General features: G+C 73.9%; 18 protein-coding genes. 10 read left to right on the top strand and 8 right to left on the bottom strand.

What is annotated here, in order from left to right:
- The first annotated feature begins 277 nt into the window (after positions 1–277).
- The gene (locus tag NYZ98_RS30310; RefSeq protein ID WP_262846995.1) at positions 278–1,120 is read left to right on the top strand and encodes an alpha/beta fold hydrolase; all 843 of its coding nucleotides are present in this window, start codon (positions 278–280) and stop codon (positions 1,118–1,120) included.
- 37 nt (positions 1,121–1,157) lie between these two features.
- Positions 1,158–3,353, top strand: a complete 2,196-nt coding sequence (gene recD2 / locus NYZ98_RS30305) for an SF1B family DNA helicase RecD2 (protein ID WP_262846994.1) — start codon at positions 1,158–1,160, stop codon at positions 3,351–3,353.
- Between the two features lie 16 nt (positions 3,354–3,369).
- On the opposite strand, the gene NYZ98_RS30300 is transcribed toward recD2, so the two are convergent.
- Positions 3,370–4,185, bottom strand: a complete 816-nt coding sequence (locus NYZ98_RS30300; RefSeq protein WP_262846993.1) for an inositol monophosphatase family protein — start codon at positions 4,183–4,185, stop codon at positions 3,370–3,372.
- Positions 4,178–4,876, bottom strand: coding sequence for a GTP cyclohydrolase II (ribA, locus tag NYZ98_RS30295; RefSeq protein ID WP_262846992.1), 699 nt, complete (start codon positions 4,874–4,876; stop codon positions 4,178–4,180). Before ribA ends, NYZ98_RS30300 begins: the two co-directional genes overlap by 8 nt.
- Positions 4,877–5,011: 135 nt before the next feature.
- On the opposite strand from ribA, the gene NYZ98_RS30290 reads away from it, so the two are divergent.
- Entirely contained in the window at positions 5,012–5,707 is a 696-nt protein-coding gene (locus NYZ98_RS30290; protein ID WP_316249617.1) for a creatininase family protein, read from the top strand.
- On the opposite strand, the gene NYZ98_RS30285 is transcribed toward NYZ98_RS30290, so the two are convergent.
- The 5 genes from NYZ98_RS30285 to NYZ98_RS30265 form a co-directional block, all read right to left on the bottom strand.
- Positions 5,624–6,859 (bottom strand): lysylphosphatidylglycerol synthase transmembrane domain-containing protein, encoded by a 1,236-nt coding sequence (locus NYZ98_RS30285; protein ID WP_262846990.1) that lies wholly within the window; start codon positions 6,857–6,859, stop codon positions 5,624–5,626. The two genes, NYZ98_RS30290 and NYZ98_RS30285, sit on opposite strands and share 84 nt — an antisense overlap.
- Positions 6,856–7,734: a class I SAM-dependent methyltransferase gene (locus NYZ98_RS30280; RefSeq protein WP_262846989.1), complete on the bottom strand. Its 879-nt coding sequence runs from the start codon at positions 7,732–7,734 to the stop codon at positions 6,856–6,858. The genes NYZ98_RS30285 and NYZ98_RS30280 overlap by 4 nt, the downstream gene beginning before the upstream one ends.
- Positions 7,731–8,831 carry a glycosyltransferase family 4 protein gene (locus NYZ98_RS30275; protein ID WP_262846988.1) on the bottom strand — a complete coding sequence of 367 codons (1,101 nt, stop codon included), beginning with the start codon at positions 8,829–8,831 and terminating at the stop codon, positions 7,731–7,733. The genes NYZ98_RS30280 and NYZ98_RS30275 overlap by 4 nt, the downstream gene beginning before the upstream one ends.
- Positions 8,828–9,226, bottom strand: coding sequence for a 6-pyruvoyl trahydropterin synthase family protein (locus NYZ98_RS30270; RefSeq protein WP_262846987.1), 399 nt, complete (start codon positions 9,224–9,226; stop codon positions 8,828–8,830). Before NYZ98_RS30270 ends, NYZ98_RS30275 begins: the two co-directional genes overlap by 4 nt.
- Before the next feature lie 85 nt (positions 9,227–9,311).
- Positions 9,312–10,304 (bottom strand): zinc-dependent alcohol dehydrogenase, encoded by a 993-nt coding sequence (locus tag NYZ98_RS30265; RefSeq protein ID WP_262846986.1) that lies wholly within the window; start codon positions 10,302–10,304, stop codon positions 9,312–9,314.
- Between the two features lie 106 nt (positions 10,305–10,410).
- Between NYZ98_RS30265 and NYZ98_RS30260 the strand changes: the two genes are divergently transcribed.
- A complete protein-coding gene (locus tag NYZ98_RS30260) occupies positions 10,411–11,199 on the top strand; it encodes a CDP-alcohol phosphatidyltransferase family protein (protein ID WP_380706575.1) in 789 nt (262 codons plus the stop codon).
- 34 nt (positions 11,200–11,233) lie between these two features.
- Here the strand turns inward: NYZ98_RS30260 and NYZ98_RS30255 are convergent, their stop codons facing one another.
- Complete coding sequence (locus tag NYZ98_RS30255; protein ID WP_262846985.1) at positions 11,234–12,172, bottom strand: hypothetical protein; 939 nt, start codon at positions 12,170–12,172, stop codon at positions 11,234–11,236.
- A gap of 450 nt (positions 12,173–12,622) precedes the next feature.
- Between NYZ98_RS30255 and NYZ98_RS30250 the strand changes: the two genes are divergently transcribed.
- From NYZ98_RS30250 to NYZ98_RS30225, 6 genes are all read left to right on the top strand, one after another.
- Entirely contained in the window at positions 12,623–14,365 is a 1,743-nt protein-coding gene (locus NYZ98_RS30250) for an NAD-dependent malic enzyme (protein ID WP_262846984.1), read from the top strand.
- A 1-nt stretch (position 14,366) separates the two neighbouring features.
- Entirely contained in the window at positions 14,367–15,833 is a 1,467-nt protein-coding gene (locus NYZ98_RS30245; RefSeq protein WP_262846983.1) for a class II fumarate hydratase, read from the top strand.
- A gap of 157 nt (positions 15,834–15,990) precedes the next feature.
- Complete coding sequence (locus NYZ98_RS30240) at positions 15,991–17,001, top strand: LacI family DNA-binding transcriptional regulator (RefSeq protein ID WP_262846982.1); 1,011 nt, start codon at positions 15,991–15,993, stop codon at positions 16,999–17,001.
- Between the two features lie 101 nt (positions 17,002–17,102).
- A complete protein-coding gene (locus NYZ98_RS30235) occupies positions 17,103–18,350 on the top strand; it encodes a sugar ABC transporter substrate-binding protein (protein WP_262846981.1) in 1,248 nt (415 codons plus the stop codon).
- Positions 18,351–18,383: 33 nt separating this feature from the next.
- Positions 18,384–19,355 (top strand): carbohydrate ABC transporter permease, encoded by a 972-nt coding sequence (locus tag NYZ98_RS30230; protein ID WP_262846980.1) that lies wholly within the window; start codon positions 18,384–18,386, stop codon positions 19,353–19,355.
- Positions 19,352–20,191: a carbohydrate ABC transporter permease gene (locus NYZ98_RS30225; protein ID WP_262846979.1), complete on the top strand. Its 840-nt coding sequence runs from the start codon at positions 19,352–19,354 to the stop codon at positions 20,189–20,191. The genes NYZ98_RS30230 and NYZ98_RS30225 overlap by 4 nt, the downstream gene beginning before the upstream one ends.
- Positions 20,192–20,201 lie beyond the last annotated feature (10 nt).

Genomic DNA, 20,201 nt, shown 5'->3' with positions numbered 1-20,201 from the left:
CGCGCGGAGGGACAGCCTGGAAGGACGCAGCGCCCTGGCGAGGGGCGCCGGGCACGGCCCCGGCTCGCCCGGATCAATGCCACACCGGTCACCGCCTCGGATTCTTCGGCCCGCCTCCCTCGTACGGCGGGATCCGGGCCCCGGACCTGGATAAATCCCCCCGATACCCAACTCCTTACAACATAAGCTATCCTTCTCCGGGGCCGTTAGTTTACGGCCTAAAGAGTTAGGACCGGCGATCACCGGCCGGTCCTGCCGTGCGGAAGGTGGAGATGAGATGCCCGAGGCGAGACTGCATGACGGAAGCACCATCGCGGTGGAGGTGCACGGCACCGGGCCCGCCGTCCTCATCCCGGTCGACCCCACGCCGGTCACCGGGCCGAGGGCGGAGGAGATGCGGGCGTGGGGCACCGACCCCGCCCTCGGCCGCTCCCTGATCGACGGGCTCGCGGACGCGTTCCAGGTGGTCGCCTTCGACTACGAGGGCCACGTGCTGGGCACCCCCAAACCCGGCACCCTGACCCCCGACGCCATCGCCGCCGACCTGCTGGCCGTGGCCGACGCCGCGGGAGCCGCCCGGTTCGCGTACTACGGGTACTCCTGGCTCGCCCTCAGCGGGCTCCAGCTCGCGATCCGCACCGACCGCCTCTCGGCGCTCGTCATGGGCGGCTTCCCGCCGGTCGGCGGGCCGTACGCGGAGATGCTCCAGGTGACCGCGGCGACCCACGAGCTGTCCGTCGCGCCGCGGACCGTCCCGGCGGCGGCACCGGCGGCGCCCGGCGACTGGGACGCGGTGGAGCCGTCCATGACCGGCGCCCAGACCCGGCAGTTCGTCACGCTGTACCAGGCCCTGCAGGGGTTCGACGACCGGGCCGCCCAGGCGCGGATCGGCTGCCCGCGCCTCTGCTTCGCAGGATCGGCGGACCGCATCGAGTACAGCGAGCGCTGGGGCGGCGTGGTCGTCAGCATGGCGGACGCGTTCGCCGCCCACGGCGCGGAGCTCGCGGACCTCGGCTGGGACGTGCGTACGATTCCGGGGCTCGACCACACGCAGGCGATGCAGGCCGCCCAGGTCCTGCCGGTCCTGCGCCCGTGGCTCGCCGCGGAACTGGGCGTCTAGGCGCGGGATTGTCGCAGCCGGGCGCTAGTGTCCTGCGGTGACGAGCCGCACACGATGGGAGCCCGCGGTGACCGTGCTCGCGAAGCCGTACGCGGCGGAGATGGAGGTCTCCGTCGACCGGTTGGTGTACGTCCGCGATGACGAGTACACCGTCGCGCGGATGAGCGCCGACGGCCTGCCGGGCTTCGTCGCCTCGGGCCGGGCGCTCGCCGGGGTGCAGCCCGGCGAGACGCTGCGGCTGACGGGCGAGTGGGACGACCATCCGCGCCACGGCCACCGCCTGGTGGTCGGGCGGTGCGAGCGGGTCGTCCCCTCGACCGTGCGCGCCATCTCGCTCTACCTGGGCTCGGGCCTGATCCGCGGCATCGGCCCGAGGCTCGCCCACGCCATCGTCAGCCACTTCGGCGCGAGCACGCTCACGGTCATCGACACCGAGCCAGGCCGCCTGCGCGACGTGGTCAACATCGGCGCCGTGCGCCAGGAGCAGATCGTCCAGGCCTGGGCGGAGCAGAAGGAGATCGCCGCCCTGATGGTCGTCCTCCAGGGCTTCGGCATCAGCCCCCTGCTCGCGACCAAGATCTACCAGGTGTACGGCGCGGCGGCGCGCGAGGTGCTCACCGGCGACCCGTACCAGCTGATCGGCCAGGTCAGGAGCATCGCCTTCCACACGGCCGACCGCATCGCGCTGCGGTCGGGGGTGCCGGAGAACAGTCCCCGGCGGATCAGGGCGGCGGTCCTGGACCGGCTGGAGGCCGCGGCGGCCCGCGACGGCCACTGCTTCGTGCCGCTGCCGGTGCTGCTGGCCCAGGCGGCGGCCCTGGTCGAGCAGGACCGGGAGCCGGTCGAGCGGGCCGTCGACGGGCTGGCCGCCGAACGCCGGGTGGTCGTGGAGGCATCCCCGGCCGGCCAGGGGCAGTCGGTGGTGTACTCCAAGGAGCGGCACGGCCGCGAGGTCGCGCTGGCGGCGAACCTCGCCAGGCTGTGCGGGGCCCGCTCGACGCTGCCGCACCGCCCCTACGCCGAGGACCAAACACTGCACCCCGACCAGCGCGCGGCGGTGAACCTCGCGCTGACCAGCACCGTGTCCGTCCTGACCGGCGGCCCCGGGTGCGGCAAGAGCCACACCGTGAAGGTGATCGCCGCGACGGTGCGGGCGATGGGCGGCTCGGTGACGCTCACCGCCCCCACGGGCAAGGCCGCCAAGCGCCTGTCGGAGCTCACCGGCCTGCCCGCGATGACGCTGCACCGCATGCTCGCCCACCGCACTGACCCCGACGACGGCACCCTGTTCCAGGAGTCCCCCGCGCGGGCCGACCTCGTCGTGGTGGATGAGGCGTCGATGCTCGATTTGCAGATGGCGACCCGGCTGGCCGCCGCGATCCCGTCGGGGGGCCACCTCCTGCTGGTCGGCGACGGCGACCAGCTGCCCAGCATCGGGCCGGGCAGCGTGCTGGCCGACCTGCTGGGCGTGCCGGAGGTCCCGCGCGTCCGGCTGACCCACGTCTTCCGGCAGGCGCAGGACAGCGGCATCGTCCGGGCCGCCCACCGCATCCGGGCCGGGGAGCCGCCGGAGCTGCCCGGCGGGGGCGGCTTCTGGTTCGAGGAGCTGGACGACCCGGCGCTGGTCGCCGACCGGGTGATCCACCTGGCGACCGAGGCGATCCCCCGCAAGCAGAACATCGGCGCCGACCAGGTCCAGGTGCTGTGCCCGATGCGCAAGGGCGAGACGGGCACCGCCGAGCTGGGCCGCCGGTTGCAGGAGCGGCTGAATCCGGCCCGCGAGGGCGACGCCGAGCACTGGTCGGGGGCGTCGGTCTTCCGGGTGGGCGACCGGGTCATGCCGATCCGCAACAACTACGACAAGGGCGTCTTCAACGGCGAGAGCGCGACGGTCACCGCCGTGGACCCGCTGGAGCGGCGGCTGGAGATCCGCACCGACGAGGGCCGCACGGTGGAGTACGCCTTCGGCGAGACCGACGAGCTGACCCACGCGTACGCGATCAGCGTCCACCGCTCCCAGGGCAGCGAGTACCCCTTCGTGGTCGCGCCCGTCGTGGCCGAGGCCGGCGGAGTGATGCTGCGCCGCAGCCTGCTGTACACGCTGGTCACGCGGGCGAAGGCGTGGGTGGTCCTGGTCGGCGACCGCGAGGCACTCGAACTGGCCGTCCACCGCGCGGGCCACCCCAGGAACACCGGCCTGACCGCCCGCCTGGCCCTGGCCCTGCGCACCTGACCCGCCCCCCCGGAGGTCAGTCCGGGTGCTGGGCGCGGGCCTGGGTGAGGAGGGGCATGAGGTGGTCGCGCAGGCCCGCACAGACCGCGATGGTGGCGGTGGAGTCGGCGGTGTGGTCGGTGCCGTCCTGGTCGAGCACGACCCCGCCCGCCTCGCGGACCAGCAGGACGCCCGCCATCGTGTCCCACGGCATGTTCGCCAGGATGACCGACGCGTCGAGCCTGCCCTGCGCCACCCACGCCAGGTCGATGGCCGCGGTCCCGATCATCCGGATGCGCTGCGCCCGCGCGCCCAGCAGGGCCAGCAGGGTGACGCGGACCCGGTTCCTGGCCTCCGCGCCGTCGCCGACGGCGAAGTCCCCGATCGAGATCACCGCCTCGGACAGCGCGCCGGCCGCCGAGGCGCGGATGCGCTCCCGGCCCGCGTACGCGCCGTGCCCGGCCGCCGCGGTGTACCGGGCGCCGAGGAACGGCAGGTCGATGGCGGCCAGCACGCTGCGCCGCCCCTGGACCAGGGCGAGCGACACCCCGCACAGCGGGATGCCCCGGGCGAAGTTGGCCGTGCCGTCCACCGGGTCCAGGGCCCACCACAGCGCGTCCCCGGCCGGGCCGGTGTGCCCGTGCTCCTCGCCGAGGATCCCGATCCCGGGGGTCTCGCGGGACAGGAACCCGCGCACCGCGTCCTCCACGGCGAGGTCGACGTCGGTCACCATGTCGCGCTCGCCCTTGGCGGTGACCGAGCCCGGCCCCCGGGACCGGATGATGCGATGCGCGATCGCCACCGCCTCTTCGGCCACGGGCAGCAGCGGGAGGTGGCCGGACGGGTCAGCCACCGGCGGTGCCCTGGTGACCGGCGACGGGGGTGCCCGGGTGGCCCGCGGCGGCGGTGCCCTGGTGACCGGGGACGGGGGTGCCGAGGTGGGGGAGGTCGTGGCCGAGGCGGTCGCGCTTGGCGGTGAGGTAGCGGATGTTGTGCTCGTTCGCCTTCACCAGCAGGGGGACGCGGGCCGCCACCCGGATCCCGTGCCCCTCGAGGGCGCGGATCTTGTCGGAGTTGTTGGACATCAGGCGGACCGACCGGACGCCCAGGTACTTCAGCACCCGGGCCGCCGCGCCGAAGTCCCGGGTGTCCACCGGCAGGCCGAGTACGGTGGCCGAGTCGACGGTGTCCAGCCCGTGGTCGTCCTGCAGCATGTGGGTGCGCACCTTGGCGACCAGGCCGATGCCCCGGCCCTCGTGCCCGCGCAGGTAGACCAGGACGCCGCTGCCCTCGTGGACGATCGCGTCGAGCGCGGCGTCGAGCTGGTCGCCGCACTCGCACCGCATCGCGGCGAAGATGTCGCCCGTGACGCATTCCGAGTGCACCCGGACCAGGGCCTCCTCGCGCGCCGTCTCGCCGAAGACGAGGGCTAAGTGCTCGTTCCTGTCGACCGGGTCCCGGAACGCCACCGTGCGGAAGGTGCCTCGGCGGGTCACCAGATCCGCCTCGGCGATGTCCTCGTCCTCGATGCCGTGATCACCCATCTGCCCCTCCTCATCTGTCGCTGCCGGCCCCCCGGACGCCCGCGCCACTTCCCTCCCGGCGGTACCGTGAGTTGCGCGTTCGCGAACGGCGGCAGAGGCTAGCAGTCTATGAACGACTTCGCCTATCTCCTGCCAATGTGGACGACAAGCGACGAACGGGACCGGCACGCCGAGGTGGCGCTGCTGCCCGTCGGAAGCTTCGAGCAGCACGGGCCTTTCCTGCCGCTGGCCACCGACACGGTCATCGCCGCCACGATCTCCGCGGCGATCGCCGCCGCCCACCCCGTGCTGCACCTGCCGCCGGTCACGATCTCGTGCTCGCACGAGCACGAGCACACGGCGTGGCCGGGGACGGTGAGCATCTCCGCCGCGACGCTGTACGCCGTCGTGCGGGACATCGCGGACTCGTTGCGCAGGTCCGGGATCACCAGGCTCGTCATCGTGAACGGTCATGGCGGGAACTACGTCCTCGGCAACGTCGTCCAGGAGGCCTCCGCCGACGGCCGGCGCATGGCGCTGTTCCCCGGCCCTGCGGACTGGGACGCGGCGCGGGCGGCGGGCGGCCTGGAAACCTCGGCGTGGAGCGACATGCACGCGGGCGAACTGGAGACCTCCATCCTGCTGCACGCCCATCCCCGGCTGGTCAGGCCCGGGTACGAGTCGAGCGACTCGCCGGCCGAGGACCGCAGGCACCTGCTCACGCTGGGCATGGCGGCGTACACCGAGTCGGGCGTCATCGGCAGTCCGTCACTGGCCTCGGCGGGAAAGGGGAAGGGCGTGCTCGACAGCCTGGTCGCGTCGTTCGGCGACCATCTCGCCGTCCTCCGCTGACCCGAACGGTCTTCGCCCCTCACCGCGCGTCCCGAGACTCCTCCCGGGCGCGGCGCCCAGGGCGAAGGCCGGTTCCACGTCCAGGGTGAAGACCGGTTCCGCCTCGGCGCCCGGCCAGAGCGTCCGTCCGTCCTCCGTCCGCCGCCCGGGAACGGTCTCCGGCGTCCGTACGGGAGCGGTCTCCGGCGCCCGTACGGGTGCCGCGCCGGTCGCGGGCCGGGTGGACCGGGAGCCCAGGCGGGAGAGCAGCACCAGCGCGCCGGGCAGGCTGGAGACGAACGTGAGCACCCCGTACACGACGGCGGCGGTGAGCCCCTGCCTGGCGCCCAGCCCCAGGGCGCCGAACGCCACCGCGGAGAACGCCTCGCGCGGCCCCCACCCGCCGACGTTCACCGGCAGCCCCATCACCAGCAGCGCCAGCAGCATCAGCGGGAGGAGCTGCCCGGCCGGCGCGGAAGACCCGGCGGTGCGCGCGGCTACCAGGAACAGCGAGAGGTGCCCGAGCAGGGTGGCGGCGGACAGCGCCAGCACCCCCGGCCAGGCGTCCCGGGCGAACAGGCCGAGGCGCGCGTCCGCCAGGGACGTCGCGGCCGCGCGGCGCAGCCTGGCGACGGCGGAGCCCCAGCGGCCCCGGACCAGGAGCACGCCGGCGGCGGCGAGCCCGCCCAGCACGGCGGCCGTGACACCGAGGCCCGGCAGGATGTCGCGGGCCACCGCGGCGGCCAGCGCCGGTTCGGCGAGCAGGACCGTCATCCCCGCGGCGATCAGGACGATCTGGCCGCCGGCCCGTTCGAGCACGACGGCGCGGACGCCTCGGCCGACGTCCCCGACCTGCCGGCCGTGCCGGACGGCGCGGTGCGCGTCGCCGAGCACGCCGGCCGGAAGGACGGCGTTGAGGAACAGGGCGCGATAGTAGTCGGCGACGGCCGCAGGCAATGGCAGCGGCAGGCCGAGCCGGTTGGCCACCAGGCTCCACCGCCAGACGCTGAGCACGGTGGTGAGCAGGCCGATGCCGAGCGCGGCGGCCACCGCCGGGCCGTCGACCAGCCGCAGCCCGTCGACGAACGCGCCGGTGCCGAGGCGCCACACCAGCACGCCCAGGATGGCCACCGCGAGGAACATGCGCAGCCAGGGCCACATCCGCCGGGTCATCGGCCCGCACCTCCCGCCGGGAGCGCCAGCAGGTCGTCGTGCTGGACCACGACCCGCAGCTCGCCGGCCTCGCACGCCTCCAGCCTGCGCCGCAGGTAGGCCTCGGCCGCCGGGGCCAGCTCCGGCCGCTGCTCGCAGGCGGCGCCGACCCAGCCGCGCAGCCATTCGGCGGTCAGGGCGGCGTCGGCGGCGCCGAGCCGCCACGGGCTGGGCAGCGTGTGCACCACCGCGCCACGGCCCTCGAAGGACGCGGTGGCGGCGGCGGTGGCGTCCGGCCCGAGCAGGCGGCGCCCGCCGGTGCTGCGGCGCTGGTGGGCGTCGAAGGCGGCGGCGATGTCGCCGTCGAGCGGGTCGGCGGGGTCGAGCGTGACCCGGCCGGCGACCGACAGGGTCAGCAGCGCGGGGGTGCCGGACCCGGCGCAGGCCCCGGCGAGGCGGTCCACCTCCTCGGCGGTGAGCAGGTCGAGCAGGGCGGAGGCGGTCACCAGCGAGGTGCCGGCCAGCTCGGCGGCGCTCAGCAGGGTGACGTCCCGCCGCTCGGCGACCACCGTCACCGTGCCGCCGTCCTCGGCGGGGCCGTCGAAGCCGGTGACCGCGCGGGCGAGCAGCTCGGGGTCGCGGTCGTGCAGGATCCACTTCTGCGGGCCGGGCAGCCGCCCGGCGAGCCAGCGTCCCATGGCGCCGGTGCCGCAGCCGAGGTCGCGGATGACCAGCGGCGGGGCCGCGGGGTGGGCGCGCCCGGGTCCCGGGTCGGCCGCGTCCGGGCTGCGTACCAGGTGGGGGCGCAGGAGGAGGAGCAGCCGTGCCGCGCGGGAGGCGGCGTCGGCGTGCTCGCGCACCGCCAGCCATTCGGGGGAGAACTCCGGTTCGCTCATGCCGCACGCACCCGTGACCTGAGCAGGTCCAGCACGGCGCCCAGGCCGCGCGAGGTCACGTCCCATCCGTCCAGCGCCTCGCGCCGTTCACGGGCGGCGGTCCTGAGCCGGTCGCGCAGGCCGGGGTCGCCGAGCCAGCGGCGCAGCGCGCCGGCGAACGCCGCCGGGTCGTCAGGGGGGACCAGCAGTCCGGGCACGGCGCCGCCGGGCGCGTGCCCGAGGGTCTCCGGCACCGCGTCCACGGCGGTCGCCAGCACGGGGATCCCGCGCGCGAGCGCCTCGGTCACCACCATCCCGTAGGTCTCGGCGCGGGAGGCCAGCACCACCAGGTCGGCGGCGGCGTAGCTCTCCGCGAGCCGCCCGGCGGTGCGCGGCCCGGCGAGCTCCACCCGGCCGTCCAGCCCGAGGTCCCCGATCAGGGTGCGGAGCCGCTCGGCGTAGGCGGCCTCACGGCGCAGCGGGCCCGCGAGCACGCAGTTCCACGGCAGGTCGATCACTTCCTTGAGAGCGTGGACCAGCAGGTCCTGGCCCTTGCGCGGCGTCACCGACGCGACGCAGAGCAGTTCGGACGCGCCGTCGGTGCCGGGGGTGAGCGGGGCGGGGTCGGTGCCGGGCGGGACGACGTGCACCCGGCCGGGGTCCAGGCCGTGGTGGGCGGCCAGCCGGCGCCCGGCCCACGGGCTGGTCGAAAGGACCGCGCCGGCCGCGCGCAGGGTCGCCCGCTCGGCGGCGTCGAGCTCGGCCGCCGTCGCGGGGTCGAGGCCCGTCTCGTCGGCCAGGGGCAGGTGGACCAGGACCGCGAGGCGCAGCCGGCGCGCGTGCGGGACGACGACCTCGGGGATCCCGCAGGCGACCAGCCCGTCCAGCAGGACGATCTCGCCGTCGGCGAGGCCGGCGAGCGTGCGGCCGACCCGCGCGCGGGCGTTCTGCCCGGGTCGCGGCCAGGCGCCGTGGACGGCGGTCTCGCGCACCGCCCAGCCGGCCTCGGCCAGGCCCTGGCAGGCGCGGCGGTCGTAGGTGTTGCCGCCGCTCGGCACCGCCGCGTCGTCCACGTCGCCCGGCAGGACGACGTGGACGGCGCGCTCGGCGGTGGTCACAGCGGGCGCTCGTAGCTCGCCCAGGCGACGTGCGACTCGTGGAGGGTGACGGTGATCCCGGCCAGCCCGCGGGCCTGCTCGCCCAGCGCGCCCGCGCCCACCCGGCCGGCGAGCCGGTCGGCGATGGTCTTGGCCAGGAACTCGGTGGTGGTGTTGATCCCGGCGAACGCCGGCTCGTCGTCCAGGTTGCGGTAGGTGAGATCGCCCAGCACGGCACCGAGCTCCCGGGTGGCCAGCCCGATGTCGACCACGATGTTGTCGGTGTCGAGCTCGGCACGGCGGAAGGTCGCGTCCACCACGAACGTCGCCCCGTGCAGCCGTTGCGCCGGGCCGAAGACCTCGCCGTGGAAGCTGTGCGCGACCATCAGATGGTCGCGAACGGTGATGCTGAACAATCGGATTCACCCTCCAGGGCGCACGGCGGTGGATCGGTCCTGCGGCGGACCTCACCTGAACAAACGGATTCGAGCCCTGAGGCGTTCAGTTGAAATGCTCGGCCGCGTCATAGACGACCCGGTGGCACAAACCGGGCAGCTCACCCGCGGCCAGGCGGGGCAGCACCTCGGGCAGGTCGGCGAACGCGCACTCGCCGGTGACCAGCGCGTCGAACGCCGGGTCGGCGAGCAGCCGCAGGGCCAGCGCCAGCCGGTCGGCGAAGGTCCGCCGTCCCCGCCGCGCCGGGGACACCGCGCCCACCTGGCTGCCGCGCACGACCAGGCGGCGGGAGTGGAAGGCCTCGCCCAGCGGCACGCTGACCTGCCGGTCACCGTACCAGCTCAGCTCGATGACGGTGCCCTCGAAGGCGAGCAGCTCCAGGGACCGCGCGAGCCCGGCCTCGGTGGCGCTGGCGTGCACGACGATGTCGCACTCCCCCTCGGCCGCCTCGGGGGTGGCGAAGCCGACGCCGATCGCGGCGGCGACGGCGGCCCGCGAGGGGTCCACGTCGACGAGCTGCACCCGGACGCCGGGGAACCCGGCGAGCACCTTGGCCACCGAGCAGCCGACCATGCCGGCCCCGACGACGGCGATCCGGTCGCCGACCAGCGGCGCCGCGTCCCACAGCGCGTTCACGGCGGTCTCCACGGTGCCGGCCAGCACCGCGCGCGCGGCGGGCACCGACTCCGGCACCGGGGTCACGGCCTCGGCCGGGACCACGTACCGGGTCTGGTGGGGGTAGAGGCAGAAGACCGTGCGGCCCCGCAGGGCGGGCGGTCCCTGCTCGACGACGCCCACATTGAGGTAGCCGTACTTGACCGGTCCGGGGAACAGGCCATCCTGGAAGGGGGCCCGCATGACCTCGTACTGGTTCGGCGGCACGCCGCCGCGGAAGACGAGCGTCTCGGTGCCCCTGCTGACCCCGGAGTACAGGGTGCGCACCAGCACCTCGCCGTCGGCGGGCGGCCGCAGGGTCACCGGCCGGATCTCTCCCTGACCGGGAGATCGGAGCCAGAAGGCGCGTGCTTCACGCTCCATCGGCGTCCTCGACCTCCTTTAATCACAGCAAAAAGGCTATTTTCGGGCACGATCAGGGCCATGATGTGGGACGCATTGTATCCAGACAGGCGGAACAGGAGGCTCGGTGACCACACTGGATTGGCGAGGCACGGGGGTTTCGGTACGTGAGCCGGCCGCGGGGGTGGGGGCGCAGATAGTGCTGCTCGCCCTGCTGTGGGTGGGTGTGGGGCTGTGCCCCGCGGGCTGGCTCGCCGGCACCGCCTACGCCGTCGTCCTCTCGGTCATCCTGACCTGTGCCCTGCTCCGGTCCAACACCCGGTCACTGGGACCGGCCGGCCTGGTCACCCTGGCGCGCGCCGAACTGGTCGGAGGTGTCACCGCGCTGGTGACCACCGACCGGATGGGCCGGGAGGCGCCGATCGCGTTCATCGTCGTGCTGGCCACGGTGGCGCTCGTCCTGGACGCGGTCGACGGCCACGTGGCGCGGCGGACCGGCACCGCGTCGGCGCTCGGGGCGCGCTTCGACATGGAGGTCGACGCCTTCCTGATCCTGGTGCTGAGCGTCTTCGTGGCCCGGTCGGTCGGCCTGTGGGTGCTGGCGATCGGCGCCATGCGGTACGCCTTCGCGGCGGCCGCCTGGGCGGCGCCCTGGCTGCGGGCGCCCCTGCCGCCGAGCTTCGCCCGCAAGACCGTGGCGGCGACGCAGGGGATCATCCTGGTGGCCGCAGGCTCCGGTGTGGCACCGCCGCCGGTCGCCGCCGGCCTGGTCGCGGTGGCGCTGGCGTCGCTGGTGTGGTCCTTCGGCCGGGACGTCGGGTGGCTCTGGCAGGAGCGCGCCCGGGCGTACGAACGCCCACGGCCGCGGCACGGGGGTCCCGTACCGCGGCCGTTGCAGCACTCCAAGAGGCACTGAGCACCGAAGGCTCACGCCTGGGCGGCGCGTCCGCTCAGGGGCTGGGCGGCACGGTCACCGTCACGGTCACCGTGGGCGTCGCCTCGGGCGCGGGGGTCTCCGAGGGCGGCACGCTGGGCGTCTCGGACGGGGTCACGGTCGGCGTCTCGGGCGGGGTGACGGTGGGCGTCTCGGACGGGGTCGCGGGGGGCGTCTCCGGCGGCGTCACGCTCAGCGTCGGGGTGGGCGTGACCGAGGGCGTGGGACAGGCGGCGGGCGCGCGCCACCTGAGCTTGCCCGACCGGGTCACGCCGGAGTACCACCAGCCCTTGGTCCTGTAGAGGTTCCTGCTTGGCCTGGTCAGGTCGAAGACGTAGGCGGCGTTCGCCGTCTCGTTCTCGGTGGCGGCGGTCACCGACACCCAGTCGTCCTGCTTGATCTTCTCGGCCCCCCGGCGCCCGGTGACGACCCGGGTGTCGTCGCCGACCGCGTACGTCTTGGCGTACCCGTCGCGGCTGGTCACGGTGATCGAGTCCTCGGCGACGGCGGTCGCCTGCCCGGTCTGGGTGACCACGGTCACCGAGGCGCAGCCGTCCTCCGACGCGACGGCGAACTCGCCGTGCATCGCGCCGATGGACGCCAGCGCGCCCATCGCGGGGATCTTGACGACCGGGGCGGGGGTCTCGGGGACCTCGGTCGGGGTCTCGGTCGGCGTGTCCGTCGGGGTCTCGGTGGGAGTCTCGGTCGGGGTGTCGGTCGGTGTCTCGCTGGGGGTCGCGCTGGGGGTCTCCGACGGCGTCTCGCTCGCCGTCGGCGTCGGTACGGGCGCGGGCGCCGACGCCGCCGACGCGGCGGCCGCGCCTATGCCGCCGGACGCCAGCAGCACGGCGGCGGTGGCCGCGAAGATCGGCGGACGTAGCCTGCTCCAGTACGGCGCACCTGATCGCGTCGGACGTGCTTCCTCAGGAATGTCATGGTTTGTTGGCGTCACCATAGTCCTCCATCCGGTTGTCCTGATTGAAACCCCGGCGGACTAACGGGGAGATAAAGACCCGTCCTGCCCGCGTGTCAAGCCCGACGGTCAAATCCCACCGCGAGGGACACCCCCCGGGGCGCGGGACAGCCTGCCCACATCGGCCCGGCCCATGCGGCCGCCCGCGCCGCCGCCGGCCCGCCCCGGCGTCTCCCCGGCAGCTCATCGCGCGATTCCCCGCATTTCAAAACGGATGGAATGAACCGGTCATCGGCCGGCATGGGTGGTCCGCCGGGGTGCCGGCCGCCGCCCGGCCCGGCGTACGGGCCCGCTTTCATATATCCACCTTTATAGGGTGAAAGCAGGACAAAAGTACTTTTTATGATTGATCCGCGTTCACGGGGGCGGGGCGGGCAAGGGCCAGTACGGGAGCCCGCCGCCAGCGGGGCGGGCCGACGCCGAGGGACGGGGATGACGATGTCGCCTGCCAAGGACGCACGGCCGGACGGGGCGCACCACCGAGGGTTCGCCGAGGACCCCGACGGGGGCTACGTCACCCCGGGGCGGGGCCTCACCGTTCTGGAGAACCCCCTGCTGAACAAGGGCACCGCCTTCAGCCCGCGCGAACGCGAGGAACTGGGCCTCGAAGGGCTGGTCCCGCCGGTGGTCGAGACGCTGGAGGAACAGGCGCGCCGCGCGTACGCGCAGTACCTGGCGCAGCCGACCGACCTGCTGAAGAACGTCCACCTGACCGCGTTGCGCGACCGCAACGAGGTGCTCTTCTACCGGCTGCTCACCGACCACCTGCGGGAGATGCTGCCGATCGTCTACGACCCGACGATCGCCCAGGCGATCGAGGGCTACAGCCAGGAGTACCGCCGCCCGGGGGGCGTCTACCTGTCGATCGACGACGCCGAGGGGGTCGGGCACGCCTTCGCCAACCTCGGCATGGGCCCCGGAGACGTCGACCTGATCGTGGCCTCCGACGCCGAGGAGATCCTCGGCATCGGCGACTGGGGGGTGGGCGGCGGCGCGGGCATCGCGACCGGCAAGCTGGCCGTCTACACCGCCGCCGCCGGGATCGACCCCGCCCGCGTCATCGCCGTCGCGCTGGACGTCGGGACCGACAACGAGAAGCTGCTCAACGACCCGCTGTACGTCGGCAACCGGCACTCGCGCGTACGCGGGCGGCGCTACGACGACTTCGTCGACGCCTACGTCTCGGCGGCGACCCGCATGTTCCCCGAGGCGATGCTGCACTGGGAGGACTTCGGCCCCTCCAACGGCCGGCGCATCCTGTCGCGGTACACCGGCCGGATCTCCACCTTCAACGACGACATGCAGGGCACCGGCGCCATCGTGCTCGCCGCCATGCTGGGCGCCGTGCGCGTCACCGGGACGCCGATGCGCGACCAGCGGATCATCGTGTTCGGCGCCGGCACGGCGGGCATCGGGATCGCCGACCAGCTTCGCGACGCGATGGTCCGCGACGGCCTGTCCCCCGAGGAGGCGACCCGCCGGATCTGGGCGGTCGACAGGCAGGGGCTGCTGACCGGCGACATGCCCGGCTTGCGCGACTTCCAGGTCCCCTACGCCCGGCCGGCCGCCGAGGTCGCCGGCTGGGCGCGGGACGGCGGCGGCGCGGGGCTGGGCGAGGTCGTCGGCCGGGTGCGTCCGACGATGCTGCTGGGCACCTCCACCGCGCACGGCGCCTTCACCGAGGAGATCGTGCGGGCCATGGCCGCCGGCGTCGAGAGGCCGGTCATCTTCCCGATCTCCAACCCGACCACCCGCATCGAGGCGATGCCGGCGGACCTGATCCGGTGGACCGGCGGCCGGGCCCTGGTCGCCACCGGCATCCCGGTCGGTCCGGTCACCTACCACGGGGTCACCTACGCCATCGCCCAGGCCAACAACGCCCTGCTGTACCCGGGCCTCGGGCTCGGCGTGATCGTCTCGCGGGCGCGGCGGGTCAGCGACGGCATGCTCCAGGCCGCCGCCGAGGCCGTCGGCGGGATGGTGGACGTGACCGCCCCTGGCGCCTCGCTGCTCCCTCAGGTCGACGACCTGCGGGAGGTCTCGGCGACCGTGGCGGTCGCGGTGGCCAGGAAGGCGGCCGAAGAGGGCCTGGCCCGCGCCGAGGTGGGCGACCCCGTCGAACGGGTCCAGGAGACGATGTGGCGGCCGGACTACCGGCCCGTCCGGGCGGCGTGAGATGGCCCGCGAGGAGACCTCGCCGCGGATCCTGGACCTGCCGATCGGGCTGGCCGCCCGGGGCACCCGTACCGAGAGCGACTCCATGGGCGAGATCGAGGTGCCGGCCGGCCACTACTGGGGGGCCCAGACTCAGCGGTCGCTGGTCCACTTCAACATCGGCGAGGACCGGATGCCGAAGGCCGTCTACCACGCCTACGGGTACGTCAAGAAGGCCGCGGCGATGGTCAACGCCCGGGCCGGCCGGCTGCCCCGGTGGAAGGCCGGCCTGATCTGCCGGGTCTGCGAGGAGATCGTGAGCGGCGGCCTGGACGGGGAGTTCCCCCTGTACGTCTGGCAGACCGGGTCCGGCACGCAGTCGAACATGAACGTCAACGAGGTGATCTCCAACCGGGCGATCCAGCTCCTCGGCGGCCGGCTGGGCTCCAAGGAGCCGGTGCACCCGAACGACCACGTCAACATGGGCCAGTCCTCCAACGACACCTTCGTCACCGCCATGCACGTCGCCGCGGTCCAGGCGACCGGCGACCGGCTGCTGCCGGCGCTGGCACGGCTGCGGGACGCGGCCTCGGCCAGGAGCCGCGAGTGGGACGGCGTGGTCAAGATCGGCCGTACCCACCTGGAGGACGCCACGCCGCTGACCGTCGGCCAGGAGTGGTCGGGGTACGCCGCCCAGCTCCAGGACGCCGACGACGACCTGCGGCACGCGCTCACCGGGCTGTACCGGCTGGCGATCGGCGGCACGGCCGTCGGGACCGGGCTGAACGCGCCGCCGGGGTTCGGGGACGAGGCCGCCGCGCGGATCGCCCGCCTCACCGGCCACCCCTTCGAGAGCGCGCCGAACAGGTTCGCCGCCCAGGCCTCCTGCGACGCGCTGGTGCGGTTCTCGGCGGCCCTGCGCGGCCTGGCGGTGCCGCTGTTCAAGTTCGCCAACGACATGCGCTGGCTCGGGTCGGGTCCCCGGGCGGGCCTGCACGAGCTGGTGCTGCCCGCCAACGAGCCAGGGTCCTCGATCATGCCGGGGAAGGTCAACCCGACGCAGGCCGAGGCGGTGCTGATGGTCGCGATCCAGGTGATGGGCAACGACGGCGCGGTCGCGATGGCCGGCGCCGAGGGCAACTTCGAGCTGAACGCGTTCCGCCCGATCATCATCGACAACGTCCTGCGCTCGGTGCGGCTGCTGTCGGACGCGATGGAGCACTTCCGCGCGTTCCTCGTGGAGGGCGTCAAGCTGGACACCGCGCGGCTCGCCGCCGACGTGGACCGGTCGGTCATGATGGTGACGGCGCTCAGCCCGGCCATCGGGTACGACAGCGCCGCCCGCATCGCCCACCGCGCGCTCGACGAGGACCTCACGCTCAAGGACGCCGCCCTGCGGTCCGGCGTCGCCGAGTCCCTGTACGACCGGGTCGTGGACCCCGCGCGCCTGACCCGGCCCGGCGTGGCGTCCGCGAGCGACGTGACCTGACGGCGGACCGGCGGGCGCCAGGCACGCACCGCGGGGGGACGTACGAGGCGCGCAGGTTCCACGTAACTCGCTATTGACCTGCCGGAAACACGCTCCTACTCTTAGCGAACCGGTTCGCGAACCGGTTCGCAGGGCTCGTCGAGGGCTAGGGAGCAGCATGAACATCGGTGAGATCGCCCGCCGCGCCGGCGTGTCCCGGAGCACGGTCTCCTACGTCCTGAGCGGCAAGCGGCAGGTCTCCGCGGAGATCCGCGACCGGGTGACCGCGGTGATCGAGGAGTCCGGATACCGGCCCAGCGCGACCGCGCGCGCCCTCGCCCAGGGTGAGACCCGCACGCTGGGCCTGGTCATCCCGCCGATGCGCCACCACCTGAGCGTGGACCAGCTCCACTTCGTGGGCGCGGTGGCCGAGGCCGCCGCCGACCACGACTACGACATCCTGCTTTCCCCGAGCGGCCAGGACCGCGACCGCGCCTTCGAGCGGATGCTCGGCGAGCGCCGCGTCGACGGGGTGATCGTGATGGAGACCCTGCTGCACGACAGCCGGGTCAGCACGCTGATCGAGCGGGGGTTCCCGTTCGTCACCATCGGCCGCACCGGGTCAGGGCAGGAGCACGGCTGGGTGGACCTCGACTACGCGGGCCTGGTCTCCGAGGGCGTCGGGAAGCTGCACGCGCTCGGCCACCGGGACATCGCGCTGGTCAACCGCCCCCAGGAGTTACTCGACCGGGAGTACGGCCCGGCGTTCCGCGCCGCCGACGCCTTCGACAAGGCGGTGGTGGAGCTGGAACTGCACGGCGTCGCCCGTTGCTGCGACGACGACGACGATGCGGCGGCCGCGTGCGTCGAGGCGATCTTCGCCGCCGCGCCCGCCGTCACCGCGATCCTGACCATCAACGAGCGGTCCCTGGCCGGGCTGGTCACCGCGCTGGCCGAACGCGGGTCGCGCGTGCCGGAGGACGTCTCGGTGCTGGCCATAGCGTCGGCGCGCAACGCGATGAGCCTGCGGCCGAAGGTCAGCGCCGCCGAGGTGCCGGCCGAACGCATGGGCCGGCACGCGGTCGAGGCGCTGCTGCGCCGCCTGGCCGAGCCCGAGGGCGAACTGGCCCATGTCCTTCTGTCCCCGCCGTTCGTCGACCGCGAGAGCCTCGCGCCCCGGCCCGGCTGACCGGACGACCCCCACCTCACTTCCCTGGCCCACCGGGAAACGCGCCCTCTCCTGACGGCGCCCGGCGGAGCCACCGGCCATATCCGAGAGGACCCCCCCACATGACCAACGGTCCCGGCCGCCCACGCGCCCGCATGGCGGCGGGCGCGGCGGCGCTCGTCATCTCCCCCTTCCTGCTCGGCGCCTGCGGCGGCACGCCCGCCGAGACGGCCACCGCCTCGGGCACCGGCCCGGTCACGCTGACCGCGATGGACTACTACAACACCGAACCGGCCCTGAGCGCGCTGCCCAAGCTCCTGGACACCTGCGGCGCGCAGGCCGGGGTGAAGATCGAGCGGCAGGTGGTCCCCGACCTGCGGACCAAGCTGCTGCAGCTCGCCGGCGGCCACGCGATCCCCGACCTGGTCCTGCTGGACAACCCCGACCTCCAGCAGCTCGCCGCGACCGGGGCGCTGGCCGACCTCGGCGCCGCGGGCCTGAAGACCGACGGCTTCTACGACAACATCGTCGCGGCCGGCCGCTACGAGGGCAGGCTGTACGGGCTGGCGCCCGGCGTCAACGCGCTGGCGCTGTTCTACGACAAGAAGCTGTTCGCCTCTGCCGGACTGAAGCCGCCCACGACGTGGGACGAGCTGAAGGCCGCGGCCACCAAGCTGACCGACGGCACCAAGCGGCACGGCCTCGGCTTCGCCGTCCCGGCGACCGAGGAGGGCAGCTTCCAGTTCGAGGCGTTCTTCCTCAGCGCCGGCGCCGACCTCGCCACCCTGAACTCCCCCGAGGCGGTCTCGGCGCTCGGCCTGCTGTCGGACCTGGTCACCTCGGGCGCGGCGCCCAAGGACGTGCTGTCGTGGACGCAGGCCAACGTCGAGGAGCAGTTCGCCAACGGCGGCCTGGCCATGATGGTCAACGGCCCCTGGCAGATCCCCCAGCTCGTCAAGGCCGGCGTGACCGGCTTCGGGATCGTGCCGATGCCGGTGCCCGAGGCGGGCGGCACCCCCTCCAGCCCGCTGGGCGGCGAGGTGTGGGCGGCCGGGAACAACGGGCCGAAGGCCGTGAAGGCCGCCGCGGTCATCAAGTGCCTGACCTCCACCGAGAACAGCCTGACGTGGTCGAAGCTCACCAACTACGTCCCGTCGGGAAAGGAGGCGGCGGCCCGGCTCGGCGCATCCGACCCCCGGATGAAGACGTTCGTCGACCTGATCGCCGGAGCCAAGGGGCGCACGGCCGAGCTCGGGGCCAAGTACCCCGCGTACTCCCAGGCGCTGTGGACGGCCGTGCAGTCGGCCCTGTCCGGCCAGAACCCGCCCAAGGCCGCGCTCGACGCCGCCCAGCGGCAGGCCGCCGGCTGACGGGCCCGGCGCTCACGGACAAGGAGGTGGATCATGGGCATGCCGCTGCGTGAGCACCCGGCCGCCCGCCCGTCCCCGCCCGCGCCGGCCGGCCCCGCCGCGCGCCGGGCGCGGGGCGGCCCCCGGCTCCGGGCGAGGCTCGTCAGGGCCGGCTTCGTCGCCCCCGTCGTGGTGTACGTGCTCGCGTTCTTCGCCTACCCCCTGGCGCGCAACGTCGTGCTGTCGTTCCAGGACTACGGGATCGAGTCGGTCTACACCGGCGACGCCCCGTTCAACGGGCTCGCCAACTACGCGCGCGTCCTGCATGACGCGGTGTTCCGCACGGCGGCGGCCAACACCGTGGTGTTCGTGGTGGCGTCCCTGCTGTTCCAGTTCGTCATCGGCCTGGCGCTCGCCGTGTTCTTCCAAGGGAGCTTCCCGCTCGGCGGCCTGCTGCGCTCCCTGCTGCTGGTCCCCTGGCTGCTCCCGCTCGTGGTGTCCGGCACGGTCTTCCGCTGGATGCTCGACACCGGCAACGGGGTCGTCAACCAGGTCCTGCTGGCCGCGCACGTGATCGGCGCGCCGGTGCCGTGGCTGAACAGCGTGGACACCGCGATGATCGGGGTGCTGCTGTGCAACGTGTGGATCGGCGTCCCGTTCAACATGGTGATCCTCTACGGCGGGCTGCGGTCCATCCCGCGCGGCCTGTACGAGGCGGCCGAGCTGGACGGCGCCGGCGCCCTGCGGCGGTTCCGGCACATCACGCTGCCGCTGCTGCGCCCGGTGATCACCGTGGTGCTGACGCTCGGGCTCATCTACACGATCAAGGTGTTCGACGTCATCTGGGTGCTCACCAAGGGCGGCCCCGCCAACGCCACCCAGACCGTCACCACCTACGCCTACCAGCTCTCGTTCGGCGGGCTGTCGGAGTTCGGCGCCGGGGCCGCCGCCGGGAACGTCCTCATCGTCGTCGCGATGGTCTTCGCGTTCCTGTACCTCCGCTCGCTGCGCTCGGAGACCCCATGACCCGCCCGGCCGAGGGCCGCCGTTCCAGGGGCAGGACCGTGATCGGCGCCGTGCTCGTCGCGGTGATGCTGTTCCCGCTCTACTGGATGGTCAACGCCTCCTTCCAGACCAACGCCCAGATCGCCGCGCGGTCGCCGTCGTGGCTGCCGCTCGGCGGCACCCTGGCCGGGTACCGCGACGCGCTCGCCGCGCAGGGCGGCCACCTGCTGACGTCGCTGCTGGTGGCCACGGCGGCGACCGCGCTCACGCTGCTCGTCGCGGCCCCGGCCGCGTTCGGCCTGACGCTCCTGCGCGTCCCCGGCGGCCGGCCGCTGCTGTTCGTGCTGCTCATCGTGCAGCTCATCCCGGGCATCGTCCTGGCCAACGCCCTGTACCGGATCTTCTCCCCGCTCGGCCTGCTCGGCACCCCGATGGCGCTCATCCTGTCCGACTCCACGCTGTCGGTCCCGTTCGCGGTGCTGATCCTGCGGGCGTTCATGGTCTCCATCCCGCGCGAGCTGATCGAGGCGGCCGGCATCGACGGCGCGGGGCCGGTGCGCGCGTTCCTCACGATCGTGCTGCCCGTCAGCCGCAACGCGCTGATCACGGCGGGGCTCTTCGCGTTCCTGTTCGCCTGGGGCGACTTCCTGTTCGCCACCTCGCTCAACCTCGGCGCCCCGCGATGGACGCCGATCACCGTCGGTCTGTACGACTTCATCGGGGCCGGCACCAACACCACGAGCTGGAACGCCGTCATGGCGACCGCCGTCCTGGCGTCGCTGCCCGTCGCCGCGCTCCTGGTGATCGCCCAGCGTTACGTCGCCGCGGGACTGTCCGCGGGCGCGGTCAAGGACTAGCCCGGAAGGA

It is taken from the genome of Sphaerisporangium corydalis, from assembly GCF_025506355.1.
In the GTDB taxonomy this organism is placed as follows: domain Bacteria; phylum Actinomycetota; class Actinomycetes; order Streptosporangiales; family Streptosporangiaceae; genus Sphaerisporangium; species Sphaerisporangium corydalis.
Note: the sequence above shows the minus strand (reverse complement) of the source record. Positions and strands in the feature narration are given on the sequence as shown.

What these genes read in the sequence shown, in the direction of transcription:
- NYZ98_RS30310 (WP_262846995.1), top strand. Translation starts at nt 278, where the DNA reads ATGCCCGAGGCGAGACTGCATGACGGAAGCACCATCGCGGTGGAGGTG.
- ribA (WP_262846992.1), bottom strand. Translation starts at nt 4,876, where the DNA reads ATGGGTGATCACGGCATCGAGGACGAGGACATCGCCGAGGCGGATCTG.
- NYZ98_RS30290 (WP_316249617.1), top strand. Translation starts at nt 5,012, where the DNA reads ATGTGGACGACAAGCGACGAACGGGACCGGCACGCCGAGGTGGCGCTG.
- NYZ98_RS30285 (WP_262846990.1), bottom strand. Translation starts at nt 6,859, where the DNA reads ATGACCCGGCGGATGTGGCCCTGGCTGCGCATGTTCCTCGCGGTGGCC.
- NYZ98_RS30280 (WP_262846989.1), bottom strand. Translation starts at nt 7,734, where the DNA reads ATGAGCGAACCGGAGTTCTCCCCCGAATGGCTGGCGGTGCGCGAGCAC.
- NYZ98_RS30265 (WP_262846986.1), bottom strand. Translation starts at nt 10,304, where the DNA reads ATGGAGCGTGAAGCACGCGCCTTCTGGCTCCGATCTCCCGGTCAGGGA.
- NYZ98_RS30255 (WP_262846985.1), bottom strand. Translation starts at nt 12,172, where the DNA reads ATGGTGACGCCAACAAACCATGACATTCCTGAGGAAGCACGTCCGACG.
- NYZ98_RS30250 (WP_262846984.1), top strand. Translation starts at nt 12,623, where the DNA reads ATGACGATGTCGCCTGCCAAGGACGCACGGCCGGACGGGGCGCACCAC.
- NYZ98_RS30245 (WP_262846983.1), top strand. Translation starts at nt 14,367, where the DNA reads ATGGCCCGCGAGGAGACCTCGCCGCGGATCCTGGACCTGCCGATCGGG.
- NYZ98_RS30240 (WP_262846982.1), top strand. Translation starts at nt 15,991, where the DNA reads ATGAACATCGGTGAGATCGCCCGCCGCGCCGGCGTGTCCCGGAGCACG.
- NYZ98_RS30235 (WP_262846981.1), top strand. Translation starts at nt 17,103, where the DNA reads ATGACCAACGGTCCCGGCCGCCCACGCGCCCGCATGGCGGCGGGCGCG.
- NYZ98_RS30230 (WP_262846980.1), top strand. Translation starts at nt 18,384, where the DNA reads ATGGGCATGCCGCTGCGTGAGCACCCGGCCGCCCGCCCGTCCCCGCCC.
- NYZ98_RS30225 (WP_262846979.1), top strand. Translation starts at nt 19,352, where the DNA reads ATGACCCGCCCGGCCGAGGGCCGCCGTTCCAGGGGCAGGACCGTGATC.